Below are 26,696 nucleotides of genomic sequence, written 5' to 3'. Positions count from 1 at the left end.
GCCATTTAAAACGAATAAAAAAGACGTTTTATTTCGTATACCCTAAACTAGCTATTTTCGTACCAGATACAGAGAAATATCCATGATTCTTGTTCATTCATCTGAGATAGAAACTTTAAAAAACCTTTATTTTAAAGGAAAAAAGACTTGATTTATTAGGGAGGGAGATTATGTATAGAGCAGACACGAAATTATATGTTTTGACAGGATTTTTAGGATCAGGGAAAACAACAGTGCTGTTAAAGCTTTTGGAGATATTGAAAGGACATCGGATTGGGATTATCCAGAATGAATTTGGGAAGCTGGGAATCGACGGAACCATTTTACGAAATGACGAGATTCAGATGGTGGAGATAAACCGAGGATCGATCTTCTGTTCCTGCCTGAAGCTGAATTTTGTGCAGGCGTTGGCTGAGATGGCGGCACAGGATTTTGAGTATTTGTTCGTGGAGAGTTCCGGATGGGGGGATCCTTCGAATGTGCAGGAGATTTTGGAGGCAGCTAAGATCGTATCTGGAAAAGAATATGATTTCAGAGGAGTCATCTGTTTTGTGGATGCGGTAAATTTTCTAGAACAGGTCAAAGAGGAAGAGACTGCTTTTCGCCAGTTAAAACACTGTCACCTGGCAGTGATCACAAAGACGGATCTTGTCGGTGAAAAACAGATTGAGAAGGTCGAGGAGAAAATCAGAGAAATCAATCCGGTCTGCGAAATGAAGACAAGTGCTAACGGGGAGATAGATGATTCTTTTTTAAAGAAAGATCTGCTGATCTATGAGTGGGCAGAAGGTGAAGAGACGACGAATTCCGTAGAAACAAAACCAAAATCTATATTTATGGAGTATGACGGGCAAATTGATCGGCAAAAGCTGAATGAATTTTTAACTGTGATCGCACCGGATGTCCATCGCGTGAAAGGATTTTGCAATTTGACGGAAACCGGGTGGACGCAGGTGGATGTAGTAGGAACACTGATAGATTATAAAGAATCGGAGGCATTTGAAAAGTCACAATTAGTGTTTATTTCCAAAATAGGACCGATGATTATCAAGAAGATCCTTTCAGCATGGCAGGAATACGTAGGAACTGAAATGAAGTTGAGAAATTAAAGGAGAAAGCGCATGAAGATTAAAGTGATTGGTGCAGGATGTGAAACTTGTGATAAATTGTATGAACATGTGCGGGAAGCCGTAGCGGAGACCGGATGTGACGCAGAAGTAGAAAAAGTGGAAGATCTATTGGAAATTGTAAAGCTCGGAGTTATGTCGGCTCCTTCGCTCATGATTGACGGGAAGTTAGTTGTGTCTGGGCGAATGGCTAAAAAAGATGAAATTATACGATTTTTAAAATAAAATAGAGGTGGTCAATGCAGCAGAAACTTCGTTTGTGCTGCAAGTGACACATTTTTTTAAAGAATATATTGATATATTTAAATGTATGAATGGGAGAGGGCTATATGGAATTTGTGAAAGAAATATGGGAATTTATTCAAAATCAAGTACTTGGCATGCAGTGGCTCAGGGAACTGATTGGGAATGGACTTGCGGTGGCAGGTCTTGACCTTTCATCAAGGGCAGGTGGAAGCATCTTATTCTTTCTGTATGATCTGATCAAAATTGCGATCTTGCTGTGTCTGCTGATTTTTGTCATTTCCTATATTCAAAGTTATTTTCCACCGGAAAGAAGCAAAAAAATTTTGGGGCGTTTTCATGGAAGCGGGGCAAATATGGTCGCTGCACTTTTAGGAACTGTCACTCCGTTTTGCTCCTGCTCTTCGATTCCGCTATTTATGGGATTCACAAGCGCAGGGCTGCCTCTTGGTGTGACATTTTCTTTCTTGATTTCTTCCCCGATGGTCGATCTGGGGAGTCTTGTTCTTCTTATGAGCATCTTTGGAGGAAAGGTGGCTGTTGTATATGTAGTGCTGGGAATCATTGTGGCGGTGCTCGGAGGAACGATCATTGAAAAATTACATATGGAAAAATATGTAGAGGAATTTATTAGAAATGCATCTGGCATAGAGATAGACGCGCCGAAACTGACAAAAAAGGATCGACTACTGTATGCAAAGACACAAGTAGAAACGACTTTTCGGAAGGTGTTTCCATATATTTTGGTCGGAGTCGGGATCGGAGCTGTGATCCACAACTGGATTTCGGAACAATGGATTGAAAAAATTCTCGGAAATGACAATCCGTTTGGAGTGATTCTGGCAGTTCTGGTGGGAGTTCCGATGTATGCAGATATTTTTGGAACGATACCGGTAGCAGAAGCGCTTCTTTCAAAGGGAGCACAGCTTGGAACAATTTTAAGTTTTATGATGGCTGTGACAACGTTAAGTCTGCCGTCTATGATCATGCTGCGAAAAGCAGTCAAACCAAAATTACTGGCAGCATTTGCAACAATCTGTACGACTGGAATCGTGATGGTGGGATACTTGTTTAATTTGTTTCAGTCTGTATTTTTATAAGAGAAGGAGAAGAGAATGAATAAGCAAACCTATGAGAGCAAACCCAAAGTGGCATTTGTATGTGTACACAATTCCTGTCGGAGCCAGATGGCAGAAGCACTTGGGAAACTGCTGGCATCTGACGTATTTGAAAGTTATTCTGCGGGTACAAAATTAAAAAAACAGATCAATCCGGATGCAGTCAGGCTTATGAAACAGATATATGGGATTGATATGGAAGAGACACAGTACAATAAACTGTTATCGGATATTCCAAAACCGGACGTAGTGATCACTATGGGATGTAACGTAACATGTCCGTGTGTTCCGGGGCAGTATACAGAAGACTGGGGACTGGAAGATCCGACGGGAAAAGGGGATGAAGAATTTTTGAAAGTGATAAACAGCATCGAGGAGAAGGTACGAAAGTTGAAAGAAACATTGCGAGGGGATGCTTCTTACAGTTGTACATAGATGTGATTATACAACAGGATATTTTTATGTATTCGGTAGGAAAAAATTTTGAAAAAGAATGAAATTTCCTCTTTTTTCTGCTATGATAAAAGGAAATGGCAGATGAAAAATCTAGAATGATATTTGTAGCAGAAAAGAGAGGAAGGATACGATGCAAAATCAGGAAAAAGAAGAAAGGGAGAGGTGGATCTGGCTGTTACTTGTCGGAATTGGAATGTTTTTTACAGACAGATTGCTGGCATGGACGGTGTATAGTATCCGTTTGCTGTATTTAGTACCGCTTCTTGTATCGGGAGTCTATTTCTTGTATTTGTGTATTCAAATAAGCAGACACAAATTAGACCGGAGAAAATGCAACCAGCTTGAGGTTTGGATGCTGGAGGCAAAACGATGGATGTTATCAGGATTTTGGTTATCATGTGCCTCGTTTCTGGAGACGTTGTTTTTAGATATGACAAAGTTTCTCAGTGTGGATATGGCAAATGCATTTCATAGAAGTATCACATTCTATTTTTGGGTATTGTTGTGGATTGGATATTTTTTGGGATTTTTTTCAGGTCGGATCAGAGAGAAGTACATGAAACGCCATCCAAAGAAAGAGATGTCCCGTAGAAAGAAAATTCTGCTTCTTCTAGGAATTGCGGCTGTGGTCATAATTGCATTTACATTGAGGTGCCTCGGAGATCTGATGGTGATTTTTCAGGGAGCAGGAGTGATGGCTGTGATTCTATTCTGGTATTCCGGATATGAGGAAGGACAGCGGTTTCGGTACGAACGAAGAAGGCTGGGGATATATGGTGTTGTATTACTGGCAATCTTTGTGGTGCTATTGCTGGCGGTTCCAAAAGAATGCATGGAGTTTCCTCACATAGCTTGGTAAGAATATAAGAAGAAAGAAAATTTCAAGAAGTATTCTTCTTGGAGGGTTTCATGCTTCGTAGGGATGAAAAATTGTGAAAAAATGTTAAGTGCGCCTGTAAAATCTTGTTTGATTTTGCAGACGCACTGTTTGTATATAGAAAAATATGTATAGTGGCGGAAAGATTTTTATAGAGTAAATACAAATTTATCACTTCGGTAGATAGTTCTCGCAATCTCCAGTATGCGTCCGGTTGACTGATCTACACATTTAGAACTCATGACAAGGCAGGAGGCAAAGCCTTTGATATCAAAGAGGGCGCGCTCCTTTTTATCAAGAGCAGAGACAGAAAATTCATAATTCTCGTCGGTAAAATCATTGTAACCACACTCGTGCATGTAATCGCGAAGGGATGTGATGGAAAGTCCGCGCTGTGCCAGATCTGGAAATGCATAATCCGGAAGATAGCTGACACGGATTGCGACCGGTTCATCGTCGACGAAGCGAAGAAGAGTCAGTTTATAAATATCATGAAAATCCATTTCTTTTTCAGAAAGCTGAAACATCTCAGAAACAATCAGATTGTCCTTGATCAGCTCAAAACCGACATTTTCTGTGCGGTAGTGGATTCCAATGGAATCCATCTTTTCAAGAAAACTCTGACTGTCATTTAAGAGCAGGCGGATCTTTTCTTTCTTTCCAGAGAAAAAGCTTCCGTAGCCTTGCAGAGAGTGGATGTAGCCTTTTTCTTCTAAGTGAAGATATGCTTTCCGGACTTCTGTGCGGGTTGTATCAAAGCGGGCCGCCATCTTGCTTTCGCTTGGCATTTTTTCTCCTTTTTTATATCCGTCATGTTCAAATTCCTGAATCAAAGTATCAACAATCGTTTCCCAGGTTGTAATTGTTTTCATAGAGAACTCCTCCTTTTTCGAAAAGTAAAGACTATTCTTTCATTATAACAATTTATGAAAAAGAAACAAGATGTTAGTGATGGATTCACGAAAATTTCATAAATTTTACTTTCTCTATTGACTCGCACCTGCTGTTTTGTAGTAAAATAGATAAAAGAAAATAATTTTTTATACAACAATAGGAGAGGAAGCAGAAAGATGAGAGAACAAAAAATACTGGTTGCATATTTTTCACATAAAGGAGAGAATTATTCTAACGGGAGCATTGTCAATCTGGACAAGGGAAATACTGAAATCGCAGCGGAGATGATCGCAGCACATAAGCATGCGGAGTTGTTTGAAATTGAGTCAGAGACAGGATATCCTTTTGCGTATAGAGCATGTGTAGAAGTTTCCAAAAAGGAATTGTCTGAGGATGCAAGACCGAAGCTTAAGGAAGAAAAATCCGTTTCTGCTTACGATACAATATATATTGGCTACCCAAACTGGTGCGGAACAATGCCGATGCCAGTCTGGACTTTTTTGGAGAACAATGATTTTACAGGAAAGACGATTTATCCATTCTGCACAAATGAAGGAAGTAAGATGGGAAGAAGTGAGGAAGACATCAAACGGCTTGCAGCCGGGGCAGAGGTTAAAGAAGGACTTCCGATCCACGGTTCTTCTGTCAAAGAGGAGCGGGAGCAGATTATCCGGTGGGCGGATCAATAGAGAGGATATGCCATGAAACAGTGGAAGCACATCTGCCTGAAATGGAATGAATTTATTAAAAGAATCTTGAGAAAGGAAAGTATTTTTAAGCGGCTGAATCTTTCTTTTCTCGGATTGTTGCTTGGGGCAGCGGCATTTATCACTTTTTTTAGTTTTGACAAGTATTCAAAAGAGATTATCTGGAATCTGAAGCAGAATGCGGCGATGCAGGTGCAAAACATCTGTTTGAAGATGGAAGATATTATGCGGGAATATGAAGATGTTGCGCTTCAGTTTTATGATGATGCAAGAGTCTTGCAGGCTGCTGTGGAGAATGCCGAGGCGGATCAGAACGGTGAGAAGGGAAAAGAAGACAACATTGCGCTGATCGAGGAGAAGCTGTATACTATGAGCCGTCAGAGAAAACATATTAAAAATGTACAGTTTGTGACACCCGGGAGACAGTATCATATGATGGAGGAAAATGGATATCGCAGGGGAGGAACGATAAGGAATCTGACAGAATTTTATAATAAGACATATTATCAGGAGCCACAGGAAAAACATGGATATCCGGTTTGGTTTGAGGATGCAGGACAAAGTGAGACGTTTTATGAAAACGAGCAGAGTGTGTATGGATTTGGAAGTATAGTGACACTGGGGGTTGCTGTTTACGATCCATATACGAGAGAATTTCTAGGGGTTCTTTTTATTAATATCAATATAGAAGCTTTTGAAGCGGCAGCAGATGGATATGAGGGAGGTCCGGAAGGCAACATGTTTCTTACGGGAAAGGACAGTGTGGTTCAGGGGTTTGCCCCAAGTATCTATGCGCCGTCTTTTCCGAAGGATAAGACGATTTTTGAGGATATGAAAGAGAAACAGAAAGATTCCGTGAGAAAAAGAATTGAGGAAAGGGATGTCCTGTTTGCCTATGAAAACATACCGGGGACAGATATGTCTGTTGTATATCTGGGAAATATGGACAGACTCCTGGAGGGGACTTATCAGACGAGAAATGTCTGTATTTTTGTGTTGATCTGTGTGGTACTTGCATGCTTTGCCGTTTCTTATTATGTCACATGCAGTATTTCTGATCCCATCCGTCAATTGATCAAGGTGATGGATAAAGCGGGAAAGGGAAAGTGGACGGTGCGTTATCCAATCAGTGGAAATGATGAGATCACTGTGCTGGGGGAACGGTTTAATGATATGGCAGACAGGACAAACCAGCTGATCGAACAGGTATACCTGTCGGAGATCCGACGGCAGAAGCTTCAGCTTAGCTGGAAAAATGCGCAGTTAGATGCGATGCTGATGCAGATCAATCCCCATTTTTTGTACAATACACTTGACATTATTCGTTGGGAGGCGATGTACGAGGCAAACGGAGAGAGCAGAGTGACGAGGATGATTGAGCAGTTTAGCAAACTCTGCCGGATGGGAATGCGCACAGGCGGAAATACAATCCCGCTGTCAGAAGGATTGGAACATGCGAATGTATACTTGGAAGTGATCAATTTCCGTCATCAGGATAAGATCGAATTAAGTGTCAGCATAGAACCGGATGTAAGAGATTGTTATATTCCACAGTTTATGCTTCAGCCGATCATGGAAAATGCAGTGGTCCATGGATTTAATGATGCAGCAAAAGGATGCCAGATTGAAATCCTTGTGACAAATTGGGAAGAAAAATTAAAAATTGTAGTGAAAGATAACGGAAAAGGAATGACAGAAGAAGAACAGAAACAATTGCAGAAACAGATTGATGAGGAGATTCAGTCTGGTAAAAATATCGGAATGGCAAATGTCAATCAGAGGATCCGTCTGTTCTATGGAGAAGAGTATGGAATCCAGATGGAAAGCAGACAGGGAGAGGGAACAGAGGTAGAAATCATCCTTCCGATCCGAAAATATTCTGAAAATATGAAAAATCTGTCCGGAGAGGAGAAGGAAGATGATCTATCAGGTTCTGATTGTAGATGATGAAGAGATTGTGTGCCGCGGAATGGCACAGTTTGTGAAGTGGAAGGAACATGGATTTGAAGTGGCGGCAATTGCTACAAGCGTAGACGAAGCGCTTTTGATCCTCAGAAAAATGCATATTGATGTAGTGTTTACAGATATCCGGATGCCGGAGAAGTCGGGGATTGATCTGTTAAGAGAAATCAGAGAACAGAAGTTTGATACACAGTGTGTGATTTTAAGCGGATACAGTGATTTTGATTATGCAAAGGAAGCAATGCGTTATGGCGCAGTAGAGTATCTGACGAAACCAGTGAATCTGCGGGAAGTCGAACAGTTCCTTGATAGGATGCGGACAAAGCTCAATAAACTGGTGGAAGAGAGATTGGATCATACAAGACAGATGGAAGGTTTGCTGCTGTCAATCGCGAGAGGATATGCCAGTGCTGATATAGAGAAATATGGACTTCCGGAATTGGAAAACTGGTATGGGGTATCCATTTTTATGACAGAGAGGACAGCAGATACCGATGAGGTTCAAGTACAGAAAAAATTGATGAAGGATCGGATTCTGGCGGTGATCCCGGAGACCATTGTACTAGATAGTGGGAACCGATCGCTTTTTGCAGTGATTCCGTTTCAAACAAAAGAGCAGCTGAATTATTTTGTGTCAGTGTCAGAGCAGGTATGCAGTGAAGAAAAGCACTGGGCGCTTGCGGTCAGCAAGGAAAAGAAAGGGATTTACGGACTTTCAGAGGCCTGGAAAGAGACAGAGAGCGCAATGAGATACCTTCTGGCAGACACGAAGAAAAATATTATCTTCTATAAAAATATTGAGACGCTCTACGCGGAGGAGGCGGTGGAGGTGCTAAAACTGATCACAGCCTTTTTACAGAAGTTACATACACCGGAAGAGCGCAGCGATGCGGCAAAATGGATGGAGAAGATGTTAAAAGAGCTCGAGAAGGAAAAGCAGATGGATGTGCTGAAACTGCAGACCATATGTATCCGGATCGTCATAGAAGTCAATGGATATTTAAAGGAAATCGGGATGGAGGAGTCCAGTCTGCATGATCGCTTAAATGAGGCGCTAAAACAGTTGCTGCTCTGTGCAGAGGGACAGGAGGTGCTTCGCTATATGGAATCTTATCTGGAATGGATCATGGAATGCATCGGACAGGCAGATCAGCAAAATGTAGGAGGCGGAGTCATCTCTGAAATGCAGAGTTTTATCCGACAGCATTACAATGAAAATATCAGCCTGAATATGCTTGCAGAGCAGTTTTATATGCACCCAAACTATCTGAGCCGTCTGTTCAAAGAAAAAACTGGAGAAAATTTTGTAGAATATTTGACGGAGGTGCGCATGCAGAAGGCGCAGGAATTGTTGAGAGATTCGGAATATAAGATCATTGAGATATGCGGGATGGTCGGATATGACAATCCGAGGTCTTTTAGCAAAGCATTTAAGCACTTTACCGGGATGACACCAAGAGAGTGCAGAGAACGCTAGAAACAGCATAGTTGCAGAAAAAAGAGAGTGTGTGGATTTTTCCAAAGAAAAAAGTCCTGCCAAACGGTGGTTACTGTTTGACAGGACTTTTTTGATTATTTTTTATTTGCTTCGTTGAATTTTTCCAATGCTTCTTTTTCACAGAGGCTCTGTGCTTCTGAGAATTCTTTTTCTGGATCTGCACTTGGATCTGTCAGAATCTTTTGTACAGCTTTGTCAACATAAGTTCCAAAGTCTGCTTTTCCGTAGAATTCCAGACGTCCGATGGATTTTGCAGATTCAAGCACTTCTGCGTATTCTTCCGGGAATTCATAGAAGTCTGTAATACTCATGTCATCTCTAGGGATGATCACCGGGTTTGGAGCACCTTTAGTTGCAAGGTTTTCAAAGTAAGAAGAGCGGTATTCCTTTCCGGTCATATAGCTGATGTATTCCCATGCAGCATCTTTTTTTGCCTGATCTGTTTTTGCATTGATCACATAGCAGTCTCCTGCGATTGCAGTTGTCTGTTCGCCGGAAGGTCCTACTGGTGGAAGGCAAAGTCCGATGTCATCTGGATCGATTCCATTTGTGATCGCCTCAGATACCCAGTCTCCTGCAAACGGCATCATACCGATTTTTCCCATACCAAAGTTTTTCACAAGGTCATTGAATTTTAAAGTAAGATCGCTCTGGAGAACTCCTTCACTCTTTAATTTTTGATAATATTCAGCAGCCTGGATGACAGCTGGATCTGTGAAAGTAAGTTCGGCAGTTCCGTCTTCATTTTCCTTTGTGAGATCTCCGCCTGCCTGCCATACATAATACTGGAAGAACCATTCTGTCCATTCAGCGGCAAGTGTTGCATATCCGGTTACCTGATTGTCTGGATCATTGATCTTCTTAGCTGCCTCAAGAGCTTCGTCCCATGTTTTTGGTGGTTCGTTGATTCCAGCTTCTTCAAATAAAGTCTTATTATAAGCAAAAAGCATTGGTGCTACAAGGTTAGGAATGCCGTAGACATTTCCGTCTTTTGTGAACATATCGACATATTCTTTTGTAAAGTCACCCCATTCATCCCACTCATCTGTATATTTGTTCAGAGGCTCTAAGATTCCGGCGGACATATAGGAGTCCATCATTGTAAAGGAACAGTTTACCAGATCCGGTGCAGTTCCAGATGCGACTGCCTGATAAAATTCATTTCCAGGATCGCCTTCTTTGACAACTTTATTCAAAGTGATATCCGGGTGTTCCTCAAGAAATTTTTTCTCCATAGAAGTGTACCAGTCATCTTTGTTACGGCTTGTGTCCCAGATAGTAAGCTCAACCTTCCCTTTGCTGCTTTCTTTGTCTTTGCTTCCGGATGTATCTGCTTTATTTCCATCAGATCCGCCGCAGCCTGCAAGAGAAGCGGCAGCCATAGAAAGGCAGAGAACAGAAGCGATCAGTTTCTTCTTCATAATCAAGTCCTCCTTTGACTTCGTTTTGTTGATGGATTTATCATAACAGATTTGCAGGGAAAAAGAAACGAACCAGAACTAACGAAAAACGTCACATTTTTTAAGATATGGACGAATTTGACAGCGGACAGGAAAAAAGGTGCGGGAAGACTTTAAGAACGGTGACATCGTCGTTAGGTTCAGACATTCTATTTTAGACAAAATAACGATATACTTTTAGGGAGAAAACACAAGGGAGGTAATACTGATGAAAAAAAGTCCGCAGAAAAAAAACAGAGCAGGCAGTTATCAGTTTCGAAAAAAAGTGACGCCTTGGTGTATTTTGTTCATTCCGATGGCGTGCACAGTATGGCTGAAATATTATCCGATTTTCAGTGCATTTTTCATTTCATTATTTAACTACGATCCAATCAACCAGCCGGGGAAATTTGTTGGTTTCCAGAATTATGTAGATATTTTCCAGATGCAGGGATACTGGGATTCCTGGAAGAATACATTTATTCTGCTCGCATTACAGCTGTGTATGTGCTTTTTGATCCCACTGATCCAGGCGCTTCTTTTAAATGAGTTAGTGCGGTTGAAGAAATGTCTGACGACACTTTATATTCTCCCGGCATTGATTCCGACTTCTGTAAACGTAATTATATGGAAATGGATCTGGCATCCGGACTACGGCGTGGCAAACCAGATCGTGAAGTTTTTTGGAGGTCAGCCGCAGACATGGCTCAGTGATCCAAATCTGGTCAAATTTTGTATCATCTTTCCGGGAGTGCTCGGAGGTGGATTGACAGTGTTGCTTTACCTGTCAGCAATCCAGGGAGTTTCCACGGATATTATGGAGTCGGCGGCGCTTGATGGATGTACCGGATTTGGAAGAATCATACATATTATATTACCGAACATTTCCTTTATGGTATTTATCCAGCTGATCATGTGTGTGATCACTACGATGCAGCTTTTGGATGTACCTTATATGTATGCTTCAGGAGGTCCAAGTGGGGCATCTACTACACAGGGAATCTTCATTTACAATGCATTCAATCAAGATCTGAATTATGGCAGAGGTTCTGCGGCTTCTGTGATCCTGTTGCTCGTGATCGCAGCAATGACGATGATCCAGATGCGTTTTGAAAAAATGGAGAAGGAGTAGGAGGCAGAGAAGATGAAGAAAACAAAGCATAGAACAAAAATGAAGCTTGGAAAATCTGAGCGCGGGCTGAAAATTGTTGCAGTAGTCGTGTCGCTGATCTTTGCGGCAGCGATGTTGTATCCGATGATTTTTGCAGTTTCCAGCGCGATGAAAGATAACAAAAAAATATACGAGATACCGCCGAAACTGCTTCCGGATGCAGCAAATAGTTTATCGGTTGTGTTAGATTATTCTGAGGTCAAAGGAGACGAGAAGGAATTAAAGGACAAAATGCTGCAGGATAATATTGTGACCATGTTTGGAGTCAGCCAGAAGATGCAGGAAGATTCTATTATGGAAATTAAAGTATACGGAGTGAAAGACGGAGAGACGGTATTTTACTCGAGAGCACACCAGATGAAACTGCAGATGGAAAAGGATTATGGAATTTATAAAGGAACTGCGATCAAGACAAAAGTACTTCTCCACGGGGATCGCTACATCCGGGCATGTGATTCCATTGGCTATGAATTTGATATGAACGGAGTGTCTGAAAAAGCGCCGGAAGGACTTGGGACAAAGTTCTCTGAGAAAGTCGCAAAGATCATGGACGAAAAATATCAGACAACCGGAGAGCTTGTAAGCGTTGGTGACAAAGTGAAAAATTTTCTGAATCTGGAGAGCTTTAAATACTACTTACAGATGCCGGCATATATTTATCCAGAAAGTGAAGCAGTACAAAACTTTGGATTTATGACATTTGTATTTAACAGTATCATCGTCATCGGATTCGCAATGGTTTCGCAGGTGATCCTGTGTTCGGTATGTGCATTTGTCATCAGCAGGAAACTTTCCAAGAGAGCAGGACAGTTCGTACTGTTATTCTTCCTCGGTGGAATGATGGTGCCATTTGCAAGTATTATGCTTCCGCAGTTGATCATGTATAGAGAAATGGGAGCTTACAACAACTATGCAGCGTTGCTCCTTCCGTTCTTGTACCCGTATGGATTTTATGTGTACCTGTACAAAGGATTTTTTGATCAGATTCCGGGAAGTTATTTTGAAGCGGCAGAGCTTGACGGCGCGGGAAGCTTTTACCTCTATACAAGAATCTGTATGCCACTGTCTAAGCCAATCATTTCGCTCATTGCGCTGCAGACCTTTATTGGAAACTGGAATGATTTCTTCTGGGCATGGCTGGTCACAGAAGATCAGAAACTTTGGACATTAAACGTGGCACTGTATAATATTTCTAACAACGTGGCGACAAAACAAAATGCGCTGATGGGACTTGCGGTCGTGACGATCACGCCGGTGATCCTGCTTTCGATTTTGTTCTCAAAACAGTTAAAACAAAGTATTGTCGCATCTGGTGTGAAAGGATAATAGTTCTAGTATTTTCGTATGAGAAAGGGGACGTCATATGTATAAGAAAAGAAGTGAATTCAAGAAAATTGCAGCGATCGCTGTGGGAGCTTGTGGAATTGCATATGGATTTGGAGGAGCAGAAGTACAGGCAGCGCCGCCGGAAGGAGGAAACTGGACGTTGCTTCCGGCTTCTTCCGATGAGTTTGATGGAGACTGTCTGGATGAGAACAAATGGACGAACGGAATCTGGTATGATGTCACAACAGATCTTGCGTTTTGTCCGGAAAATGTATCTGTGCGAGATGGAAATCTTGTACTCACAGCGAAAAAGCAGGACTATAACGGAAAGGCTTATACGGCAGGAGCGGTGGAATCAAAATTCGATGTTCCGGGAACTGCAAGCTATGTAGAAGTACGTGCGAAAGCATTAGACAAAAAGGCGAATGTACTCAGTGCAATCTGGATGCAGTCTTCCCCATTGAGCTTTGAGCTGAATCCGAATCCGGAAATTGATATTATGGAAACATTTGATTATACAAAAATGACAAGTACGATTCATACGTGGAATCAGAGTCCGTCTCTCCATCTGCAGAGAGGTACAAATGGGTGGAAGACTGGCCTGGAAGATATCAGTGCAGACTATCATACCTATGCACTTGAGCGGAGAGAGGGAAAGATGCGTTTCTATTTTGACGGACAGCTTGCATGGGAGAAGACAAGCAGAGAGGATTCTTTTGTAGAACTTTCCCGCCACATGGTGCTCAGTTTGGAGGGACATCTGGGTGCACCAGAGGAACAGTATCTTCCGGGAGAATTTCTCGTAGATTATGTAAGAACTTACTATGACAGTGATTTTGCAGGGCTTCCGGAAAGTGGAACCTATCAGATCGTCAATCAGGAAAGCAAAAAAGTGCTGGATCTTTCCGGCGATCAGAAAGGAATTCAGTTGAGACAATCTTCGGCAGAGAGTGGAAGTGACAGTACCAAGTGGACATTGACGCAGAATGCAGATCAGACATGGAGTATACAGAATATGGCAGATGGAACCTATGTGGATCTGACTGCGGATTCCGGAGTGACATCAAATGGGAATCCGGTCGTGGCATATCCTTATCACGGAGGAACTAATCAGAGATGGTATCTGGTTCCAACAGAGAGCGGGACATGGAAACTGATGTCGGCGCTTAGTGGAAAAGCATTGTGTGTAGAAAACGCTTCTTTGGAAGAAGGTGCACCGATTGTCCAGTGGAGTTATGAGAAAAACGAGGATGCAAACGATGAGTGGACGTTTGTGCCTGTTCAGTAAAAGGCAAAAAATTGAGACAGATAAGGAGCAGGAAAGGGAAAAACATGGGTAAGAAATATCAGGGTGTCCTGACAGAAAAGGAAGAATTTTTATATCCGGACAGTGTCTCAGAGACACTGCCGGAGTCCATTCGGGTGGTAATGCCCAAAAATGGAAAGCAGGGAATTCAGCTTTTGCTGGATACGACAGGCGATGAGATCCAGATGGATTTCGAAGGTGATGGATTTTATGCAGAGTGGTATGAAATGATTGCAGTGCCGGTGGAATACAATACCGGAGATGGAGAAAATCAAGGCGGAGCGATGGTACTTGTGGAGGAGCAGAAAGAAACACCGGCATACGCGACAAGAAAGGCGCCGTTTTTCGTCTATGATTGCCTGAAAGAACAGCAGACCGGGAAGATTCCGGCGAGGAAAAGTGAAAATGACAGAAGAGCGGCAGTTTACTTTTGCATCTGTCCGGAGAAAGAGCTGGAAGCAGGAGAATATTCCGTCGTGGTGACGGCAAAGATGGCAGAAGGAATCTATCAGCTTCGAGTCACTGTGCAGATCTATGATGTGAGGATACCGGAAAATACATTTTGGGTCACGAACTGGTTTTCCGAGGAGGCAATCTGCCGTTTCCATGGGGTGGAAAAAGGTTCGGAAGAGTATTTGCAAATGCTTCGAAAATATATTCAGACGATGCGGCGGATGCACCAGAATGTGTTTTTTATTCAGTTGGATGAGAAGTGTGTGACTGCAAGAAAGCCGTATCAGTTTGATTTTGAATATCTGACATCAGAGATTGAAGCATTTTTTGAAGCGGGAATGCAGTATATGGAACTTGGAGTGCTGCTTGATCGAGGGAAAAAGTCGGATGGCATGCCGGATATGTATACAGAACATTTTACATGTGCGATGGCGAAAGAGGTTCCATTTGAGACACTGGAAGGGTATGAACTGACGGTGACCTTTGTAAAAAGTCTTGCAAACTATCTGACAAAACATGGATGGGAGAAACGAGTATTGTTCCATATCCACGATGAACCAGACATTCATTATCAGACGCAGGAAGTATTGGAAGCACGCAAGAGACAGTATTATCTTGCAGCCGGAATTTTAAGAAAATATATTCCGGGGATCCGGATTATTGAAGCAGTGGATTCGGCAGAATTCAGAGGTGGAATTGATATCTGGGTTCCGGGTACTGCCGGATATGAGAAGAAAAAGGAAGAGTTTGACACATTGATCCGTCTTGGAGAAACTGTATGGACGTATGTCTGCTGTGGACCGGAAGGACATTGGCTGAACAGATTTCTTGATTTTGCATTGCTTAAAGGCAGAATGCTGTTCTGGGGATGCGCAAAAAATCGGATTTCCGGATTCCTTCACTGGGGACTGAATCAATTTCCAGGGGAGATGAATCCCTATGAGGGAACAAGTTGCCCGAACCATACGGGAATCGGCACGAATTTTCCGTGTGGAGATTCTTTCCTCATCTATCCTGGGGAGGAAGGACCAAGGATGGGAATGCGTCTGGAGGCACAGCGGCGTGGTGCAGAAGATGCTGCATTGTGGCAGATGTTAAGGAAAGTGGATGAAACAGCTCATGACAGACTGCTGGGAAGCGTTTTTACAAATAATTATACATACAAAGATAGTCCGGAGTTGTTTGCCAAAGTATATGAGGAACTACTTAGCGCACTTCAGAATGCAAAACAGAAAAATACAGATGAAAGATCCAAAGGATAATGGATCTGAAAATATGTAAAATATGAAAAAGGAACATTGACAACTGCATGGCGTATTTTTATAATGGAAATAGAAAAAAGAAACAGCATTCATGCTTACGGAGCGCGCCCGAATATCCGGGTACGCTCTAAGTTGCTGTATGGGTGAAAAAAATCAGAGCTATTTTGCCTGTCAAAACCTGTCGTAAGAAGGGTTGAAAAGCACGTTTGTAAGCGAATGGAAGGAGAAAACTACAAATGAAAACAGAAAAGAAGTACGCATCTGTATTTGAGCTGAACGGTGTTCCGAAATTGACACAGGCGTTTCCGCTTGCGCTTCAGCACGTAGTAGCGATGATCGTAGGGTGTGTGACACCGGCCATCGTGATTGCAGAGATGGCAGGGCTAAATGAGGGTGACAAAGTAATCTTTGTCCAGGCAGCATTGTTCATCGCAGCGGTTTCCACACTGATTCAGCTGTTCCCGCTTGGAGGCAGAATTGGTTCAGGACTTCCGGTGATTATGGGGGTGAGTTTTGCTTATCTGCCAAGTATGCAGGCGATCGTTGGTAATTTTGATATTGCTACGATTCTTGGAGCACAGTTGATCGGAGGAGTTGTGGCGATCTTTGTTGGAATCTTTGTGACAAAATTAAGGAAGTTGTTCCCGCCTTTGATCACCGGAACGGTTGTCTTTACAATCGGTCTGTCGCTCTATCCGACTGCAGTGAAATACATGGCGGGCGGACAGTCTTCCCCAAACTATGGGGCATGGCAGAACTGGCTTGTGGCATTTCTTACACTGGCTGTGGTTGTAGCACTTAATCATTTTGCAAAAGGAATCTTGAAGCTGGCATCCATTCTGATCGGAATGCTTGTCGGATATATCATATCCGGATTTTTTGGTATGATTGATTTTTCAGCAGTGCAGGGTGCGGGGATTTTTCAGATTCCAAGACCGATGTATTTTGGAATGAAATTTGAAGCGTCGGCAGTTATGACTCTGGTGATTCTTTTCATTATCAACTCAGTGCAGGCCATCGGAGATCTTTCTGCCACAAGTGGAGGAGGATTGGACAGAGAACCTACAGACAAGGAGCTTTCAGGGGGAATCATTGGATATGGGATTACGAATATTTTAGGTTCTTTCTTTGGAGGGTTGCCAACTGCGACGTTCAGCCAGAATGTTGGAATCGTGGCAACAACGAAGGTAGTAAACCGCGTAGTGTTAGGACTTGCAGCAGGGATTATCCTGCTGGCAGGATTTGTTCCAAAGTTCTCGGCGCTTCTTACAACGATTCCGCAGTGTGTACTTGGAGGAGCGACCATTTCGGTATTTGCGTCCATCGCCATGACCGGAATCAAGTTAGTGGTACAGCAGCCGCTGACCTATCGCAATACTTCGATCGTAGGACTTTCGGTTGCACTCGGTATGGGAATCACACAGTGCTCGGATGCGCTGGCACAGCTTCCGGCATGGGTCACAACAGTATTTGGAAAATCTCCGGTTGTTGTGACGACCATCGCTGCTATTTTATTAAATGTGATCTTGCCGAAAGATAAGGAAGCGGGCAAATAAATGATAGTCTTTCAAAAAAGGACGGATTCTGATTTCTTAAATAACTGAACAGATAAAACTGTAAGGACACCGTTTGGTGTCCTTAGTTTTACATTTGTTTTTGGAACAGAAAGAAAAAATACTTGAAATATACCCTGCAAGGGTATACACTGCTAGTGTAAAGGTACAGCTAAGTACTTTTATCAATGCCTATGAGAAAGGAAAAAGATAATGGTGAAAAGTGTGGACTTCAGTGGGAAAGGAGATATCATAATGGAAGAAAACAAAGAATGTTGTCATAAAAAGAAAGAACGTGCAGAGAAGGAATATCGTGACCTGATCAATCGGTTAAGCAGAATTGAAGGACAGGTACGGGGAATCAAGCGAATGGTAGAGGAAGATGTCTACTGTACAGATATTTTGATTCAAGTATCGGCGGTCAACGCAGCGCTGAATAGTTTTAACAAAGTGCTTCTTGCAAATCATATCCGCAGTTGTGTGGCGGAAGATATCAGAGAAGGCAAAGAAGAGACGATTGATGAGCTTGTAGGGGTACTGCAGAAGCTTATGAAGTAGGAGGGCAGAGAATGGAACAATACACGGTCACAGGAATGAGCTGTGCAGCGTGCAGTGCGCGGGTAGAGAAGGCAGTGGCGAAAGTACCCGGAGTAACAGCGTGTTCGGTGAGTCTTTTGACAAACTCCATGGGAGTGGAAGGAAGTGCAGATCCGGCTGCTGTGATTGCGGCGGTGGAGGTAGCAGGATATGGCGCAGCAACAAAGAATGGGAAACAGCAAGATGGCAAAGAGGGAGCAAATGGGATAGCGAAAAACAAGGAGGAAGAACTGCTAAAAGACAGGGAAACTCCTGCTTTAAAGAGAAGGTTGATTGCATCCTTAGGATTTCTTGTAGTGCTGATGTACTTTTCGATGGGGCATATGATGTGGGGATGGCCGGTTCCGAAAATACTGGCAGAGAATCATGTGGCGATGGGACTGCTCCAGATGTTGCTTACGATTGCGGTCATGATTGTCAATCAGAAGTTTTTTGTCAGTGGATTCAAAGGATTGTGGCATCTGGCTCCGAATATGGATACACTTGTGGCACTCGGCTCCGGTGCTTCATTTGTGTATAGTACCTATGCACTCTTTGCGATGACAGAGGCGCAGCTCCGTGGAGATATGGAGCAGGTGATGGGGTACATGCATGAATTTTACTTTGAGTCAGCAGCAATGATCCTGGCGCTCATCACAGTCGGAAAGATGCTTGAGGCCAGATCCAAAGGGAAGACTACAGACGCACTCAAAGGGCTGATGCGCCTTGCACCGAAACATGCAGTTGTGCTGCGCAACGGAACAGAAGAAACGGTTTCCATTGAACAAGTAAAAAAGGGAGATGTATTTCTTGTAAGACCTGGTGAAAATATACCGGTAGATGGGATCGTGCTTGAAGGGAACAGTGCGGTGAATGAGGCGGCGCTCACAGGAGAAAGCATCCCGGCAGATAAAAAAGAAGGAGATTTGGTGTCTGCTGCGACGATGAATCAGTCTGGTTTCCTGAAATGTGAGGCCACAAGAGTCGGAGAAGATACGACGCTTTCCCAGATCATTCAGATGGTCAGTGATGCGGCAGCGACAAAGGCTCCGATTGCCAAAGTAGCGGATAAAGTGTCGGGCGTGTTTGTCCCGATCGTCATGGCGGTTGCGGCGATCACTGTCGTTGTATGGCTTTTGGCAGGACAGAGTGTTGGCTTTGCACTGGCAAGGGGAATCGCAGTGCTTGTCATCAGCTGCCCATGTGCGCTTGGCCTTGCGACTCCGGTGGCGATCATGGTCGGAAACGGAATGGGTGCAAAGCATGGAATTTTGTTTAAAACGGCAGTTTCTCTGGAAGAGACCGGGAAAACAGAAATTGTCGCACTGGATAAGACTGGAACAATCACAAGTGGAAAACCAGAGGTGACAGATCTTCTTCCGGCAGATGGGGTGACAGAGAAAGAACTTCTTCAGATTGCCTATGCACTGGAACAAAAAAGCGAACATCCACTGGCACATGCAATCGTGCAGAGAGCACAGGAAGAGGGTACAGTGGAAACGGTTTCGGTCAAAGAATTTCAGGCAGTGCCGGGGAATGGATTGACTGGAATATGGGAAGGAGTGCCGCTTGCCGGAGGGAATCTGAATTTTATCCGGGAGCAGGCAGACGTGCCGGTACAGATAAAACAGACGGCAGAAGCGTTTGCAGAGGAAGGAAAAACACCGTTATTCTTTACAAAAGAAGGAAAGTTAGCAGGAGTGGTCGCGGTAGCAGATGTAATCAAGGAAGACAGCCCGCAGGCAATTCGGGAATTACAGAACATGGGAATCCATGTTGTCATGCTGACTGGAGACAATGAACGGACTGCCAAGGCGATCGGGAAACAGGCCGGTGTGGATGAAGTCATTGCAGGAGTTTTGCCGGAAGGAAAAGAAAGTACCATTCGAGCATTGAAAAAGAATGGAAAAGTTGCTATGGTAGGAGATGGGATCAATGATGCTCCGGCGCTTACGAGAGCAGATATCGGAATGGCGATCGGCGCAGGAACAGATGTGGCAATTGATGCGGCAGATGTGGTGCTGATGAAGAGCAGACTGAGTGATGTTCCGGCAGCAATCCGGCTTAGCAGAGCAACATTGAGAAATATTCATGAGAATCTATTCTGGGCATTTTTCTATAATGTGATCGGAATTCCTCTCGCAGCAGGTGTATGGTATCCGCTGTTTGGATGGAAGCTAAATCCGATGTTCGGAGCTGCGGCGATGAGTCTTTCCAGCTTCTGCGTCGTGATGAATGCGCTCCGGCTGAATTTGTTCCATTTGGAAGATGCCAGAAAAGATAAAAAGAGAAACAGACATAAAAGACAGAGAAAAGAGGAGGAATTGACCATGCAGAAAACAATGAAAATCGAAGGAATGATGTGCGGACATTGTGAGGCGACAGTGAAAAAGACGCTGGAGGCGATCCAGGGAGTAGAGGAAGCGGTTGTAAGTCATGAAACAGGTACTGCAGTTGTGACTTTGAGTGGAGATGTGTCGTCTGATATTTTAAAAGAGGCTGTCGAAGCGAAAGATTATCAGGTGCTAGAAATCCAGTAAAAAGATTGCGCTGCAGCTGCTATTGGAAAAACAAAAAGGAAGAGAAGGTAGGATATGAAAGACCAGGATAGAAATGACAGAGAATCTCTGGAGGAGATTCAGGCAGAGACTACTGTGTCGAAGAATCAGACAGAACAAAAGCAACATAAGCGCCGCGTTCGATATAAGGGGACACATCCGCGCAGCTATCAGGAGAAATATAAGGAGCTTCAGCCGGAGAAATATCCGGAGACGATCGAGAAAGTCATTCAAAAAGGAGGGACTCCGGTCGGGATGCACATTTCTATCTGTGTGAAGGAGATCTTGGATTTTCTCCAGATCCAGCCGGGGCAGAAAGGACTGGATGCCACACTGGGATATGGTGGACATACAAAGGAAATGTTAAAGTGTCTGCAGGGACAGGGGCATCTATATGCGCTTGATGTAGATCCGATTGAGTCGGTCAAGACAAAAGAGAGATTGGAGAAAGCGGGATATGGAGAAGAGATTTTGACTATCCGGCAGATGAATTTCGCGGACATTGATCAGATTGCCAGAGAAGCAGGGCCGTTTGATTTCGTCCTCGCAGATCTTGGAGTGTCTTCTATGCAGATTGACAATCCGGAGAGAGGATTTACCTATAAGAAGGAAGGACCGCTTGACCTTCGGCTGAATCCACAGAAAGGGGTATCGGCTGCGGAGCGTCTCAAAGAGGTGACAGAAGAAGAACTGGCAGGAATGTTGTGGGAAAATTCCGATGAGCCTTATGCAGAGGAGATTGCGGTCACAGTGATGGAGAAGTTAAGAAAAGGAGAGCCGGTGGAGACGACGATCCAACTTCAGAAAGCGATTGAAGAGGCGTTATCTTTCCTGCCGGAGCGGGAGCAGAAAGAAGCGGTAAAGAAATCGTGCCAGAGAACATTTCAGGCGCTTCGGATTGATGTGAACAGTGAATTTGAGGTACTCTATGCATTTATGGAGAAATTGCCGGCGGCACTGGCACCGGGCGGAAGAGTGGCGATCCTTACATTTCATTCAGGGGAAGACCGGATCGTAAAGAAGGCTTTCAAAGAGCTGAAGCGAGCAGGGATTTACAGCGAGATCGCTCAGGATGTCATCCGTCCTTCAGCGGAGGAGTGTACAAGGAACAGCCGCGCTCGTTCTACTAAAATGCGCTGGGCAGTCAGGGCAAAAGAATAACAGTAATGATATACAGCAGTAGAAAAGGAAGGGATTTTTATGGAAAAAAGAGCATTTGAAAAATTGGGGATCCAAACGTCACTTCTTGGATTTGGATGTATGAGATTTCCATTGACAGCGGATCAGAAGATTGACGAGGCAGAAGCAGAGAACATGATCGACCGGGCAATCGCAGCGGGTGTCAATTACATTGATACAGCATATCCGTATCACAATGGGGACAGTGAACCTTTCGTGGGGAGAGTGCTGGAAAAATATGACCGTGATTCTTACTATCTTGCGACAAAGCTGCCAATCTGGAAGCTGGATACACTGGAGGATGCGAAAAAGGTTTTTGAGGAACAGATGGAACGTCTGCACAAAGATTATGTAGATTTTTATCTGCTTCATGCGCTTGACCGTGCAAAATTTGAGAAGGTAAAAGCACTTGGGATCGTACCATATCTGGAAGAAATGCGTGCGGCAGGAAAGATCCGTTATCTTGGATTTTCCTTCCATGATGATTATGAAGTATTTGAGGAGATTCTAAATTATTATCCATGGGATTTTTGCCAGATTCAGCTCAATTATATGGATACAGAAATCCAGGCTGGACTGAAAGGATATCATTTGGCAGAGGAGAAAGGCATTCCGGTCATTGTTATGGAACCGGTCAAAGGAGGAATGCTTGCATCCCTTCCGACAGAGATTGAAGAACAGTTGACAAAGGAGCGGGCACAGGCAAGTATTGCATCGTGGGCGCTTCGATTTGTCGGAACACTTCCAAATGTAAAAGTCATCTTAAGCGGTATGAGTACGATGGGACAAGTGGAAGATAATCTTAGTATTTTTGAGACATTTGAGCCGTTATCAGAGAAGGAACAGAAGTTGATCGAGAACACAGCGGATACTTTGAAATCGCGTGTGAAGAACGGATGCACCGGTTGTGCTTACTGTATGCCATGTCCGGCGGGAGTAGATATTCCGGGAAATTTCAGAATCTGGAACGATCAGGCAGTATACCAGAATACAGAACAGACGAAGAAAAAATGGTCTGGAATGGATGAAAAAGCGAAGGCAGATCATTGTATCCGATGCGGAAAATGTGAGAAAGTCTGTCCGCAGAAAATTTTAATTCGGGAAAATCTGCATCAGGTAGCAGAAGAACTGAATACATTGTAGAGAAAAGTAAGTAAAAACAAGCCTTGCAGAGGAAGAGATTGCTTCCCTGTAAGGCTTGTTTTGGCTTTTTGTCAAGCGCTGGGATAAAAAGTTTTTCTGTAGAGATAGCGGGTGTGATACTGGATTAGGATAATAATTTCTGTGCACAGTTTCCTTCCACAGTGCCAATCTGACAAGTGCTGTCATAGGAAAGCGTACCGTCGCACTGGATATGATTTACGACACAGCCGTCTGTCAGGAGAATATTTTTAGCGCTGATCGTGTCACACTGCAGACATCCGGCTTCCAGGGTTGTACACTCAATATTTTTTACGTTGCTGAGTTTCCGATGTTTTGCAAAACGAAAGAAGTTAAAGCTGTTGCAGTTTTCGGGAATAAAAGTAATCTGTTCTCCGAACAAGTCATTTAAAGTTGCCATGCCACGAATCTCGACGATATCAGCATTGACTTCTTCTGAGCTTTTCAAAGAACCAGAAACATAAATTTCATCTGCATAAATTTTCCCTTGCAGGTGGCAGGAACCACTGGCTTTGAGAGAACGGACTTTCATATCGTTTTCAGAATGAAGAGAACCGCTGACATGCAGTGTATTTACCTTAATTTCACTTTGAGAATGAATGGATCCGCTGATATGCATCTCATTTCCTTCCAGTGCCGCATTCGGACATACTTTACAGGAGCCACTGACTTTGAAAGTTTCAAAGGTCACCGGGCCTTCAATTGCGCCGCTGCCGCTGATCTTGATCAAGTTATATTCTCCCTGTCCGATTTTTCCGGAACCGCTGATTTTAGTATCCGTCTTCATAAAAATTTCCTCCTTCTTTGAGCAGCGTTAAATACTGCTTGAAAAATGATGTTGAAAAGTGATAAAAAATTTAACTATTTTTGACAGTCTCTTCATCGAATGTAAAAGAAAAGGTGTCTTTGTATTTGAGTTTGATCTCATGGCAGAGTTCCTGGAGAGAAATCTGGCAGACGACTTTGATCCGCTCGTCAAGCAAGAGTGATCCTTCCGGGGAAGGATTGAGAAGAAACAGACCATAATATGCTTCATTTATCGCAAGAAGCAGAAAAAAGGTCTTAATCTCTGTGATATTTGCGGCAGTCGTGGCTACATTTGGAATCAGATCGTATAGTTCTTGTTCCTGGATCAGATTTTGTTCCTTCCACCTGCAAAGGGTGATCATCACGAGTACTTCGATAAAGGTAAAGGTATCTTTGTTAAGAACGTCCATGAAATCTGCTGCAACACGGATATCAATCTCTGTGAAACATTCTAGTTCCTCTTCTGTGAAAACACGGTTTGTAATTTCCGGGGAGAGAAGCTTTGCAAGTTCCTCGAGAGAGTAGCGGTCTTTCAAAGTCTGGATTGCCTGCACTCGTTTTAAAATCTGTTCTTTTGGAAAGAAAGTCTCCTGACCGGTCGGACTGGGTCTTTTCACGAACCATTCTTCTGGAATCAGGCCTTCCCGTTTCCAGCGATAGAGCTGTCCGTAGGAAATTCCGGTTGTTTTTAAAAGGTCTTTTTTTGAAAGCTCTTTTTGAGAAATGTCCATATAGCACCTCCTGTTAGAATCAGTTATATCAAAATTTTAATAAAACAATGTGTTACTAAAAAGAAATTAATGAAACATTGTTTTGATATGAATAGATGTTAACACAACATTGTTTTGTTGTAAAGAGGAGGATGAAAAATAAAAAAATTTTTTGCGACTATTTTCGTAATCGAGTGTTTGGAGCAAAGTCTGCAAAAAGGAGGGAAAGCTGGATGTACATCAGAGGAAAAGGAGAAATTACTTAAATTGAATAAAAAATTGAAAAAAGTGTTGACATTTGTTCTGATGGATGGTAATATATCGTTTGTACGACGGACATAGAGAAGTTGACATGCAGGAGTGTCGGAATTGGCAGACGAGCAAGACTAAGGATCTTGTGATCAATGCGATCGTGTGGGTTCAAGTCCCATCTCCTGCATTGCTGTTTCAAGTGACCGGGGTACGTTCGGAGCGTATGAGATTGCTCAAAAGTGAATACATATGCGAGATGCAGGAGTGTCGGAACTGGCAGACGAGCAAGACTAAGGATCTTGTGATCAATGCGATCGTGTGGGTTCAAGTCCCATCTCCTGCATGTCAGGCATTTACAGGTAGCTGTAAATGCCTTTTTATCATATTACAGAACAAAAAACTGTGATAAAGGCTCGTGGCAGATGATGGGAAGAGAGGAGTGAAAGAGAAAGGAATTGTACAGAGATGTATAGTTCCTTTTCGCTTCTTTTTCTGAATAATCTGTCTGCACAGTACAAATAAATAACAGTATGAGGAGGAAGCTTGTATGTTGGAGAAAATTGATTTGACAAAGAAACTGGAAAAACAATCCTACCGCGAGAAGATGGAAGCACTGGAACTGGAACTTGGCAGGTTACAGAGGGAATGCCATGCATATAAGATTCCTGTGATGATCGTACTGGAAGGATTCGGAGCGTCGGGGAAGGGCGTCCAGATTGGAAAACTCATACAGGCGCTGGATCCAAGAGGGTTCCGTGTTCATGCAATCACTGGAGAGACAGAGGAAGAACAGAAATATCCATTCATTCGAAGGTTCTGGATCAAGACACCGGAAAATGGAAAGATTGCGATTTACGATACGAGTTGGTACCGGAGAGTACTTGCGGATCGTTTTTCGGGAAACACAGAGAAGGAGGAGCTAGAAGATTCCTATGCGGCAATCTGTTCTTTTGAAGAACAGCTGACCGCCGGTGGAACTGTGATGATTAAATTGTTTCTCGCAATCGATCAGAAAGAACAGAAAAAGCGGTTTGAGAAACTTCTGGAGTCAAAGGAGACTGCATGGAGGGTGTCACGGGAAGATTGGGAGAAAAATGAAAAGTACGATAGCTATGTCCGAATGATCGAGGAGGCGCTGCAGAGAACGGATACAGACTACGCACCGTGGACGATCGTGGAGGCGACAGACCGCAGATTCGCAACGGTTAAGATCTACACGACTGTGATCGAAGCGCTCAAGGAAGCGGTTGCCGAGAAGAAGGCGGAAGCCGGGCGAGAAATTTCACAAGAGACGGAAGAGACAGAAACGTGGGAAAACCGAGAGTTAGAGGAATCGGTGCTTGCGAAAGTGGATCTGACAAAAAGCTATACGGAGAAAGAATACCATAAGAAGAAAAAGAAACTGCAAAAGAAAATCAGGAAGTTGCACGGGGAACTGTACCGTAGACAGATTCCAGTGATCATCGGATTTGAAGGATGGGATGCCGGAGGAAAAGGAGGGGCGATCAAACGCCTGACGGAAAAAATGGATCCGAGAGGATTTACAGTGAATACGACCGCTGCACCAAATGACTATGAGAAGGCGCACCATTATCTATGGCGGTTCTGGAAGAATGTGCCGAAGAAAGGACATGTGGCGGTATATGATCGGACATGGTATGGAAGGGTGATGGTAGAGCGGATTGAAGGGTTCTGTACGAAGAAGGAGTGGCAGAGAGCATTCAAAGAGATCAATGACATGGAGGCACAGTTTGTACAGTCCGGTGCGATCGTACTGAAGTTTTGGATGCAGATTGACAAAGAGGAACAGAGAAAGCGGTTTGAAGAGCGGCAGAAAAATCCGGAAAAACAGTGGAAGATCACAGAGGAAGACTGGCGCAACAGAGACAAATGGGATGCCTATGAGGAGGCGGTTAATGAGATGCTGATCCGTACATCTACGCCGGAAGCACCTTGGGTGATCGTGGAAGGAAATTGTAAATACTATGCGAGGATCAAAGTGCTGGAGGCAGTGATCGAAGCAATCGAGAAAAGATTAGAAAGCAGATAAGAAGGTGGACA

22 protein-coding genes and 2 tRNA genes are annotated in these 26,696 nt (G+C 43.4%); 20 read left to right on the top strand and 4 right to left on the bottom strand.

Going from position 1 to position 26,696, the window contains the following annotated elements; all coding sequences use genetic code 11:
* The first annotated feature begins 170 nt into the window (after window positions 1-170).
* The 5 genes from EDD74_RS07155 (at window position 171) to EDD74_RS07135 (ending at window position 3,803) form a co-directional block, all read left to right on the top strand.
* The gene (locus EDD74_RS07155; RefSeq protein WP_116441846.1) at window positions 171-1,109 is read left to right on the top strand and encodes a CobW family GTP-binding protein; all 939 of its coding nucleotides are present in this window, start codon (window positions 171-173) and stop codon (window positions 1,107-1,109) included.
* A gap of 12 nt (window positions 1,110-1,121) precedes the next feature.
* Window positions 1,122-1,352 carry a thioredoxin family protein gene (locus EDD74_RS07150; RefSeq protein ID WP_008976156.1) on the top strand — a complete coding sequence of 77 codons (231 nt, stop codon included), beginning with the start codon at window positions 1,122-1,124 and terminating at the stop codon, window positions 1,350-1,352.
* Between the two features lie 104 nt (window positions 1,353-1,456).
* Complete coding sequence (locus EDD74_RS07145; protein WP_116441847.1) at window positions 1,457-2,470, top strand: permease; 1,014 nt, start codon at window positions 1,457-1,459, stop codon at window positions 2,468-2,470.
* A gap of 15 nt (window positions 2,471-2,485) precedes the next feature.
* The gene (locus EDD74_RS07140; RefSeq protein ID WP_116441848.1) at window positions 2,486-2,923 is read left to right on the top strand and encodes an arsenate reductase ArsC; all 438 of its coding nucleotides are present in this window, start codon (window positions 2,486-2,488) and stop codon (window positions 2,921-2,923) included.
* A 151-nt stretch (window positions 2,924-3,074) separates the two neighbouring features.
* Window positions 3,075-3,803 (top strand): hypothetical protein, encoded by a 729-nt coding sequence (locus EDD74_RS07135; RefSeq protein ID WP_116441849.1) that lies wholly within the window; start codon window positions 3,075-3,077, stop codon window positions 3,801-3,803.
* Window positions 3,804-3,970: 167 nt separating this feature from the next.
* Here EDD74_RS07135 and EDD74_RS07130 read toward each other — a convergent pair whose 3' ends face one another.
* Complete coding sequence (locus EDD74_RS07130) at window positions 3,971-4,693, bottom strand: GntR family transcriptional regulator (RefSeq protein WP_116441850.1); 723 nt, start codon at window positions 4,691-4,693, stop codon at window positions 3,971-3,973.
* 198 nt (window positions 4,694-4,891) lie between these two features.
* Here EDD74_RS07130 and EDD74_RS07125 point away from each other — a divergent pair, with 198 nt between their 5' ends.
* Genes EDD74_RS07125 through EDD74_RS07115 form a run of 3 tightly spaced genes read left to right on the top strand, consistent with a single transcriptional unit; the run spans window position 4,892 to window position 8,861 of the window.
* Entirely contained in the window at window positions 4,892-5,404 is a 513-nt protein-coding gene (locus EDD74_RS07125; RefSeq protein WP_008976151.1) for a flavodoxin, read from the top strand.
* Window positions 5,405-5,416: 12 nt separating this feature from the next.
* Window positions 5,417-7,369 carry a cache domain-containing sensor histidine kinase gene (locus EDD74_RS07120; RefSeq protein WP_016440198.1) on the top strand — a complete coding sequence of 651 codons (1,953 nt, stop codon included), beginning with the start codon at window positions 5,417-5,419 and terminating at the stop codon, window positions 7,367-7,369.
* Entirely contained in the window at window positions 7,341-8,861 is a 1,521-nt protein-coding gene (locus EDD74_RS07115) for a response regulator (RefSeq protein WP_116441851.1), read from the top strand. Before EDD74_RS07120 ends, EDD74_RS07115 begins: the two co-directional genes overlap by 29 nt.
* A 95-nt stretch (window positions 8,862-8,956) precedes the next feature.
* Here the strand turns inward: EDD74_RS07115 and EDD74_RS07110 are convergent, their stop codons facing one another.
* The gene (locus EDD74_RS07110; RefSeq protein WP_009262731.1) at window positions 8,957-10,303 is read right to left on the bottom strand and encodes an extracellular solute-binding protein; all 1,347 of its coding nucleotides are present in this window, start codon (window positions 10,301-10,303) and stop codon (window positions 8,957-8,959) included.
* A 247-nt stretch (window positions 10,304-10,550) separates the two neighbouring features.
* Here EDD74_RS07110 and EDD74_RS07105 point away from each other — a divergent pair, with 247 nt between their 5' ends.
* From EDD74_RS07105 to EDD74_RS07065, 9 genes are all read left to right on the top strand, one after another.
* On the top strand, window positions 10,551-11,453 hold the full coding sequence (locus tag EDD74_RS07105; protein WP_016439216.1) for a carbohydrate ABC transporter permease: 903 nt from the start codon (window positions 10,551-10,553) through the stop codon (window positions 11,451-11,453).
* Between the two features lie 12 nt (window positions 11,454-11,465).
* Window positions 11,466-12,818 carry a carbohydrate ABC transporter permease gene (locus EDD74_RS07100; protein ID WP_009262729.1) on the top strand — a complete coding sequence of 451 codons (1,353 nt, stop codon included), beginning with the start codon at window positions 11,466-11,468 and terminating at the stop codon, window positions 12,816-12,818.
* 37 nt (window positions 12,819-12,855) lie between these two features.
* On the top strand, window positions 12,856-14,106 hold the full coding sequence (locus tag EDD74_RS07095; RefSeq protein ID WP_009262728.1) for an RICIN domain-containing protein: 1,251 nt from the start codon (window positions 12,856-12,858) through the stop codon (window positions 14,104-14,106).
* Window positions 14,107-14,150: 44 nt separating this feature from the next.
* A complete protein-coding gene (locus EDD74_RS07090; protein ID WP_116441852.1) occupies window positions 14,151-15,839 on the top strand; it encodes a DUF4091 domain-containing protein in 1,689 nt (562 codons plus the stop codon).
* Between the two features lie 236 nt (window positions 15,840-16,075).
* Window positions 16,076-17,395, top strand: a complete 1,320-nt coding sequence (locus EDD74_RS07085) for a uracil-xanthine permease family protein (RefSeq protein WP_008976143.1) — start codon at window positions 16,076-16,078, stop codon at window positions 17,393-17,395.
* 252 nt (window positions 17,396-17,647) lie between these two features.
* Window positions 17,648-17,950, top strand: a complete 303-nt coding sequence (locus EDD74_RS07080; RefSeq protein ID WP_039861529.1) for a metal-sensing transcriptional repressor — start codon at window positions 17,648-17,650, stop codon at window positions 17,948-17,950.
* Window positions 17,951-17,961: 11 nt separating this feature from the next.
* On the top strand, window positions 17,962-20,508 hold the full coding sequence (locus EDD74_RS07075) for a heavy metal translocating P-type ATPase (RefSeq protein WP_116441853.1): 2,547 nt from the start codon (window positions 17,962-17,964) through the stop codon (window positions 20,506-20,508).
* 54 nt (window positions 20,509-20,562) lie between these two features.
* Entirely contained in the window at window positions 20,563-21,687 is a 1,125-nt protein-coding gene (gene rsmH / locus EDD74_RS07070; RefSeq protein WP_008976140.1) for a 16S rRNA (cytosine(1402)-N(4))-methyltransferase RsmH, read from the top strand.
* Between the two features lie 39 nt (window positions 21,688-21,726).
* Window positions 21,727-22,848: an aldo/keto reductase gene (locus tag EDD74_RS07065; RefSeq protein WP_116441854.1), complete on the top strand. Its 1,122-nt coding sequence runs from the start codon at window positions 21,727-21,729 to the stop codon at window positions 22,846-22,848.
* Window positions 22,849-22,972: 124 nt separating this feature from the next.
* On the opposite strand, the gene EDD74_RS07060 is transcribed toward EDD74_RS07065, so the two are convergent.
* Window positions 22,973-23,653, bottom strand: a complete 681-nt coding sequence (locus tag EDD74_RS07060; RefSeq protein WP_116441855.1) for a hypothetical protein — start codon at window positions 23,651-23,653, stop codon at window positions 22,973-22,975.
* Window positions 23,654-23,723: 70 nt separating this feature from the next.
* The gene (locus EDD74_RS07055) at window positions 23,724-24,404 is read right to left on the bottom strand and encodes a DUF4004 family protein (protein ID WP_116441856.1); all 681 of its coding nucleotides are present in this window, start codon (window positions 24,402-24,404) and stop codon (window positions 23,724-23,726) included.
* Window positions 24,405-24,737: 333 nt separating this feature from the next.
* Here EDD74_RS07055 and EDD74_RS07050 point away from each other — a divergent pair.
* From EDD74_RS07050 to pap, 3 genes are all read left to right on the top strand, one after another.
* Window positions 24,738-24,822 (top strand) — tRNA-Leu (locus EDD74_RS07050).
* A gap of 71 nt (window positions 24,823-24,893) precedes the next feature.
* Window positions 24,894-24,978 (top strand) — tRNA-Leu (locus tag EDD74_RS07045).
* Between the two features lie 204 nt (window positions 24,979-25,182).
* Window positions 25,183-26,685, top strand: a complete 1,503-nt coding sequence (gene pap / locus EDD74_RS07040; RefSeq protein WP_116441857.1) for a polyphosphate:AMP phosphotransferase — start codon at window positions 25,183-25,185, stop codon at window positions 26,683-26,685.
* Window positions 26,686-26,696 lie beyond the last annotated feature (11 nt).

Origin of the sequence: Faecalimonas umbilicata (assembly GCF_004346095.1) — a bacterium.
Lineage (GTDB): Bacteria > Bacillota > Clostridia > Lachnospirales > Lachnospiraceae > Faecalimonas > Faecalimonas umbilicata.
The sequence above is the reverse complement of the archived record's forward strand: the minus strand, read 5'-3'. Positions and strand labels throughout refer to the sequence as shown.